Source organism: Streptomyces sp. NPDC005004, assembly GCF_053600675.1.
In genome coordinates, this window is record NZ_JBSGAH010000014.1 from 183,086 (window position 1) to 190,020 (window position 6,935).

The window sequence follows — 6,935 nt, forward strand, 5'->3', positions numbered from 1 at the left end:
CGTGACGGACCGTCAGATCGTGATCGATCCGGCCGACGCCGAGAACAGCGCCCCGCCCGTGCTCATCGAGATGTACATCTCGTACTCGCCGGACGCCGTCTCCGGCAGCGTGACGCCCTTGTAGCCCGAGCTGGCGAAGTAGCCGTAGTCGTAGGTGCCGTAGTCGCCGCGGCGCACGTGCGGGCGGACGGCGTTCGGGCGGTGGGACTTGCCCAGCCGGAAGGAGTGCGTGGACTTCGTGCCGCGCAGTACCAGGTAGTACATGGCGTGCTGGTGGGAGTCCGCCTCCACGCCGTGCACGAAGAACACGCCCTCCACGTGCAGCGCGCGCTCCTCCAGCCAGCTCTTCTCCAGCGAGAAGACGGTCTCCTGGGAGAAGTGGCCGATGACCGCGCGGCGCATGACCCGCACCCGCTTCTCGTCACCGGTGAGCACGATCTCCAGGCCGCCGTAGGGGCGCCGGATGTCGAAGGGGCGCCGGGCGACCAGCGGGGTGCGGCGGTCGATGCCCTCCGAGGGGCTGGTGACGCGCACCGAGAGGTCGTAGACCCCGCTCGGCACGCCCCGCAGCGGGATGCCGGCGGGGGCCTCGGGCGCGAAGCCGCCGTCCGCGTAGTCCCGCGCGAAGCCGTCGAACCAGCGGCTGTAGGTGTACTTCGCCTCGGTCGTCGTCAGCGGGAACTCCCACTGCCTGCCGCCGTTTTCGAGGACCAGGGACTTGGTCTCCCGGTACTCGCCGTACGGCGACTCGCCGGGTATGAACGCCTCGCCGCTCAGCAGCAGATGGCTGCCGCGCACCTCCTGCTGGGTGAGGACGGCGGTCAGGGCGTCCGAGGTGCGCAGGGCGGACAGATGGCGCCGCCGCTCCTCCTCGTCCACGTGCGGGTCGCCGTTCTCCAGGAAGCCCAGGCGCGGTTCCCCGCCCTCGGCCAGCGCGGCCAGCACGCCCAGGATCAACTGGAGGTTGTAGGCGGAGACTTCACCGTGCTGGCGGACCAGTTCCGAACGGGTCTTGATCAGGTTGAAGTTGTCGCAGGCCCAGAAGTGGTCGAGGTGGGGCGCGATCTCCGTCTCGTACTGCTCGTCGGCCTCGGAGGTGAACAGATAGACGTTGTGCCCCTGGCCGCCGCGCACGCGCAGCATCTCCGGGATCGCCTCGTCGAGGGTGTCGACGTGCTCCTGCGGCATGTCCTCGCCGAGCATGTAGCGTCCGGTCACGGCGCGGTCGCGCACGTAACTGCCCACCAGGAACTGGGGCACGACGGTCACGATGTTGCGGTACCCGTACTTCAGACCGTAGTAGAGCGCCGCGCTGCCACCCTTGGAGACGCCCAGCAGGCTGACCTGATCGCGCGTCAGTCCCAGACGGGCCATGGTGGATTCGACGAGGCGGTGGACGGAGTCCTCGATGCCGAAGTCCATCGAGCGGCACATGTAGTAGCTGTAGTGGCCGTCGAAGTCGTCCTTGATCCACAGGACGTTGGCGCGCAGCGCGTTCAGCGAACGGCCCGCGAAATGGTAGCCGTTGGGGGCGCCGAGGCCGGAGAAGACCACGACCAGATGACGGACGTCGGCGTCGGCGGCACGGAAGCGGTACTCGACCGGAACGGCACCCCAGGTGTCGGTCTCGCTGACGACCTTCCGCCGGTCCACGGTGGCGAGATTCGGCGAAAGTTCCGGAAGTGCCGTGTCCATGAAGTGTCTTGCTCGCTTCTGTGAGAGGTGAACCGACTTCCTTACGGAAGCTTGCAAGATTCTAACCAGCCATATCCTCAACATGAACAACTGGTGGGGGAGTTGTGAACGATCGTGAACACCGGGCAAGAAGGGCGGAACCAGGACGGACGGGAACAGCGAAGGGCCCCCGCGTCGCCGCGGGGGCCCTTCGTGATGCGGGGGAGCGTTACGCGGGCACGCTCGCCGCGCCCGGCTCCAGGAACCGCTTGCCGTTCACCCGCTCGGAGACACCCTCACGGTCCAGGTACGGCGTGATGCCGCCCAGGTGGAAGGGCCAGCCGGCGCCGGTGATCAGGCACAGGTCGATGTCCTGCGCCTCCGCGACCACGCCCTCGTCCAGCATGAGGCCGATCTCCTCGGCCACCGCGTCCAGGACGCGGGCGCGGACCTGCTCCTCCGTCAGGGCGGTGTCGCCCTGCTTGAGCAGCGCCGCGACCTCGGGGTCCAGCTCCGGCTTGCCGGAGTCGTAGACGTAGAAGCCGCGCTTGCCCGCCTCGACGACCGCCTTGAGGTTCGGGGAGACCGTGAAGCGGTCCGGGTAGGCCCGGTTGAGGGTCTCCGAGACGTGCAGACCGATCGCGGGACCGACCAGCTCCAGGAGCACCAGCGGGGACATCGGCAGGCCGAGCGGCTCGACTGCCTTCTCCGCGACCTCGACCGGGGTGCCCTCGTCGATGACGTTCTGGATCTCGCCCATGAAGCGGGTCAGGATGCGGTTGACGACGAACGCCGGGGCGTCCTTCACCAGCACCGCGGTCTTCTTCAGCTTCTTGGCCACCGCGAACGCGGTCGCGAGCGAGGCGTCGTCCGTCTGCTCGCCGCGCACGATCTCCAGGAGCGGCAGGATCGCGACCGGGTTGAAGAAGTGGAAGCCGACGACCCGCTCGGGGTGCTTCAGCTTCGACGCCATCTCCGACACCGACAGCGAGGAGGTGTTGGTGGCCAGGATCGCGTGCGCCGGGGCGACCGCCTCGACCTCCGCGAACACCTTCTGCTTGACGCCCATCTCCTCGAACACGGCTTCGATGATGAAGTCGGCGTCCGCGAAGCCCTCGGCCTTGTCCAGGACACCGGTCACCAGCGCCTTGAGGCGGTTGGCCTTGTCCTGGTGGATACGGCCCTTGGCGAGCAGCTTGTCGATCTCGGCGTGGACGTAACCCACACCCTTGTCGACGCGCTCCTGGTCGATGTCGGTCAGCACGACCGGCACCTCCAGGCGGCGCAGGAAGAGCAGCGCGAGCTGGGAAGCCATCAGACCGGCGCCCACGACACCGACCTTGGTGACCGGACGGGCCAGCGCCTTGTCCGGCGCGCCGGCCGGGCGCTTGCCGCGCTTCTGCACCAGGTTGAACGAGTAGATGCCCGCGCGCAGTTCGCCGCCCATGATGAGGTCGGCGAGCGCCTGGTCCTCGGCGTCGAAGCCCTTGTCCAGGTCGCCGTCCTTGGCACCCTCGATGATGTCGAGAGCGCGGTAGGCGGCCGGGGCGGCGCCGTGCACCTTGGAGTCCGCGATGAAGCGGCCCTTGGCGACCGCCTGGTCCCACGCCTCGCCCCGGTCGATCTCCGGGCGCTCGACGACGAGGTCGCCCTTGAGGACCTGGGCGGTCCAGATCAGCGACTGCTCCAGGAAGTCCGCGCCCTCGAACAGCGCGTCCGCGATGCCGAGTTCGAAGACCTGCCTGCCCTTGAGCTGACGGTTCTGGTTGAGGCTGTTCTCGATGATGACCGAGACGGCCTTGTCGGCGCCGATCAGGTTCGGCAGCAGGGCGCAGCCGCCCCAGCCGGGCACCAGACCGAGGAAGACCTCGGGCAGCGAGAACGCCGGGAGGGACTTGGAGACGGTCCGGTAGGTGCAGTGCAGACCGACCTCGACGCCGCCGCCCATGGCCGCGCCGTTGTAGTAGGCGAAGGTCGGCACCGCCAGGTGGGACAGGCGCTTGAAGACCGCGTGGCCGCCCTTGCCGATGGCGAGCGCGTCCTCGTGGCTCTTCAGCAGCTCGACGCCCTTGAGGTCGGCGCCGACCGCGAAGATGAACGGCTTGCCGGTGACGCCGACGCCGACGATCTCGCCGTCCGCGGCCTCCTTCTCGACCTGGTCGATGGCGGCGTTCAGGTTCGCCAGCGACGCCGGACCGAAGGTGGTCGGCTTGGTGTGGTCGAAGCCGTTGTCCAGCGTGATGAGCGCGAAGCGCCCGGCGCCGAACGGCAGCTCGAAGTGGCGTACGTGCGCCGAGGTCACGACCTCGTCCGGGAACAGCTCGGCCGCACCCTTCAACAGCTCGGTGGTGGTGCTCACTTGTCCCCCTCGAAGTTCGGGTTCTCCCAGATGACCGTCGCGCCCATGCCGAAGCCGACGCACATGGTGGTCAGGCCGTAGCGGACCTCCGGGTGCTCCTCGAACTGGCGGGCCAGCTGCGTCATCAGACGCACGCCGGAGGAGGCCAGCGGGTGGCCGAAGGCGATGGCGCCGCCGTACTGGTTGACGCGCTCGTCGTCGTCCGCGATGCCGTAGTGGTCGAGGAAGGCCAGCACCTGGACGGCGAAGGCCTCGTTGATCTCGAACAGGCCGATGTCGGAGATCGACAGGCCCGCCTTGGCGAGCGCCTTCTCCGTCGCCGGGATCGGGCCGTAGCCCATGACCTCGGGCTCGACGCCCGCGAAGGCGTACGACACCAGGCGCATCTTGACCGGCAGGCCGTGCTCGCGGGCGAACTCCTCGCTCGCGATGATGGAGGCGGTGGCGCCGTCGTTCAGACCGGCCGCGTTGCCCGCGGTGACCCGGCCGTGCACACGGAACGGCGTCTTCAGACCCGCCAGGTTCTCCAGCGTGGTGCCGGGGCGCATCGGCTCGTCGGCGGTGACCAGGCCCCAGCCCGTCTCACCGGCCTCCTCGTTGGTGCGGCGCACCGAGATCGGTACCAGGTCCTGCTGGATCTTGCCGTCGGCGTACGCCTTGGCGGCCTTCTCCTGCGAGCGCACCGCGTACTCGTCGGCGCGCTGCTTGGTGATCTGGGGGTAGCGGTCGTGCAGGTTCTCGGCGGTCATGCCCATGAACAGGGCGGACTCGTCGACCAGCTTCTCGCTCACGAAGCGCGGGTTGGGGTCCACGCCCTCGCCCATGGGGTGGCGGCCCATGTGCTCGACGCCGCCCGCGATCGCCACGTCGTACGCGCCGAAGGCGACCGAGCCGGAGACCGAGGTCACGGCGGTCAGGGCGCCCGCGCACATGCGGTCGATGGAGTAGCCGGGGACCGACTGCGGCAGGCCGGCGAGGATGCCCGCCGTCCGGCCGAGGGTCAGGCCCTGGTCGCCGATCTGGGTGGTCGCGGCGATGGCGACCTCGTCGATCTTCTGCGGGTCCAGGCCGGGGTTGCGCCGCAGCAGCTCCCGGATCGCCTTCACGACCAGGTCGTCCGCGCGGGTCTCGTGGTAGATGCCCTTCGGGCCCGCCTTGCCGAACGGGGTACGGACGCCGTCGACGAAGACGACGTCCCTGACGGTACGAGGCACGATGGCTCTCCTCCAGGGTGCGGGACGCTGAGCGCTTGCTTAAGCCCATGCTACTTATGAGTAACGTAGCTGCACAGTCCCACCCCGGCTAGCGGTGAACGTCACACCGGCGGGTCGGGGTTGCCGGGGCACCGCGACGGGCGAGGGTGGGGTGCCGGCTTTTCAGGGGCGCGGGGAACTGCGCGAACAGCCACGGGCGGCCCGCACTCGCCGTACCCGCGCAACCGCTATGGCGATTACGCGCCGTCGGAGGACAGCGCGGCGACCAGCACCGGCGTCACCTGCGCGATCTGCCACTCCCGCGCACCGAACCTCCGCAGCACCTCCGCGACGGACTCCCCGCTGACCACCACCGGAGGTTCCCAGCACAGACGCCGCACCGTGTCCGGAGAGATCAGGTTCTCCTGGGGCATGTCGAGCCGCTCGGCCAGCGCGGTGACCCCCGCGCGGGCGGCGGAAAGGCGGGCGGCCGCCGCGGGGTCCTTGTCGGCCCAGGCCCGCGGCGGAGGCGGACCGGTCATCTGCTGCCCCTGCTGAGGCAGTTCGGACTCCGCAAGCGCCTTCACCCGGTCGACCGCAGCCTGCCACTGTTCGAGCTGGCGCCGTCCCATCCGGTGTCCGAAACCGTTCAGCGCGGCGAGCGCGTGCACGTTGGCCGGCACGGCCAGCGCCGCCTCCACGATCGCCGCGTCGCTCAGCACCTTGCCCGGCGAGACGTCCCGCCGCTGGGCGATCCGGTCCCGGGTCTCCCACAGCTCGCGGACGACACCGAGCTGGCGCCGCCTGCGCACCTTGTGCATCCCGGAGGTGCGCCGCCAGGGGTCCTTGCGCGGCTCGGCGGGAGGGGCGGCCGCGATCGCGGCGAACTCCTCGAGCGCCCACTCCAGCTTGCCCTGCCGGTCCAGCTCCTTCTCCAGGGCGTCCCGCAGGTCCACCAGGAGTTCCACGTCGAGCGCGGCGTAGCGCAGCCACGGCTCGGGCAGCGGACGGGTGGACCAGTCGACGGCGGAATGGCCCTTCTCCAGGACGAAGCCGAGCACGTTCTCGACCATCGCGCCGAGGCCGACCCGGGGGAACCCGGCGAGCCGTCCGGCCAGCTCGGTGTCGAAGAGCCGCGTGGGCAGCATGCCTATCTCGCGCAGACAGGGCAGGTCCTGGGTGGCGGCGTGCAGCACCCACTCGACGCCGGACAGCGCCTCGCCGAGCGAGGACAGGTCGGGGCAGCCGACCGGGTCGATCAGCGCGGTGCCCGCGCCCTGGCGGCGCAACTGCACCAGGTAGGCACGCTGGCCGTAGCGGTAGCCGGAGGCGCGCTCGGCGTCGACGGCGACCGGTCCGGAACCGGCGGCGAACGCGGCGACGACCTCGGCGAGCCCGGCGGCGTCGGCGACCACCGGCGGGATGCCCTCGCGGGGCTCCAGGAGCGGGATCGGGGCCCCGGCCAGGGGGGACGCCCCCGTCACAGACGATCCGGCGTCGTCCGGAGGAGTGCCTCCGGTGATGCGCAGGGAACTGTCTGCTGCGGTGTCTTGGGCGTCGGTCACATGCCCAGGGTATCCGTATGGCCGCGCCGCTGGCCTGCGCGTTCGGCCGGGCGGCGTGCGGACCGTACAAATCCGGCCGCCGCGTGCGCGCTCCCGGGCCCGCGCACGCGCCGGCGCCCGCACGGGATTGCACACGTCTTGTCA

4 protein-coding genes are annotated in these 6,935 nt (G+C 70.1%); all 4 read right to left on the minus strand.

The annotated features are described in order from the left end of the window. Nucleotides 1-12 precede the first annotated feature (12 nt). The 4 genes from ACWEEU_RS21530 to ACWEEU_RS21545 all read right to left on the minus strand — a co-directional run bounded on the left by ACWEEU_RS21530 (nucleotide 13) and on the right by ACWEEU_RS21545 (nucleotide 6,791). The gene (locus ACWEEU_RS21530; RefSeq protein ID WP_451734289.1) at nucleotides 13-1,653 is read right to left on the minus strand and encodes a hypothetical protein; all 1,641 of its coding nucleotides are present in this window, start codon (nucleotides 1,651-1,653) and stop codon (nucleotides 13-15) included. Between the two features lie 250 nt (nucleotides 1,654-1,903). After that, on the minus strand, nucleotides 1,904-4,033 hold the full coding sequence (locus ACWEEU_RS21535; protein WP_451734291.1) for a 3-hydroxyacyl-CoA dehydrogenase NAD-binding domain-containing protein: 2,130 nt from the start codon (nucleotides 4,031-4,033) through the stop codon (nucleotides 1,904-1,906). Continuing rightward, nucleotides 4,030-5,247 (minus strand): thiolase family protein, encoded by a 1,218-nt coding sequence (locus tag ACWEEU_RS21540; RefSeq protein ID WP_018547199.1) that lies wholly within the window; start codon nucleotides 5,245-5,247, stop codon nucleotides 4,030-4,032. Before ACWEEU_RS21540 ends, ACWEEU_RS21535 begins: the two co-directional genes overlap by 4 nt. A gap of 236 nt (nucleotides 5,248-5,483) precedes the next feature. Next, nucleotides 5,484-6,791 (minus strand): HRDC domain-containing protein, encoded by a 1,308-nt coding sequence (locus ACWEEU_RS21545; protein ID WP_451734293.1) that lies wholly within the window; start codon nucleotides 6,789-6,791, stop codon nucleotides 5,484-5,486. Nucleotides 6,792-6,935: the final 144 nt, after the last annotated feature.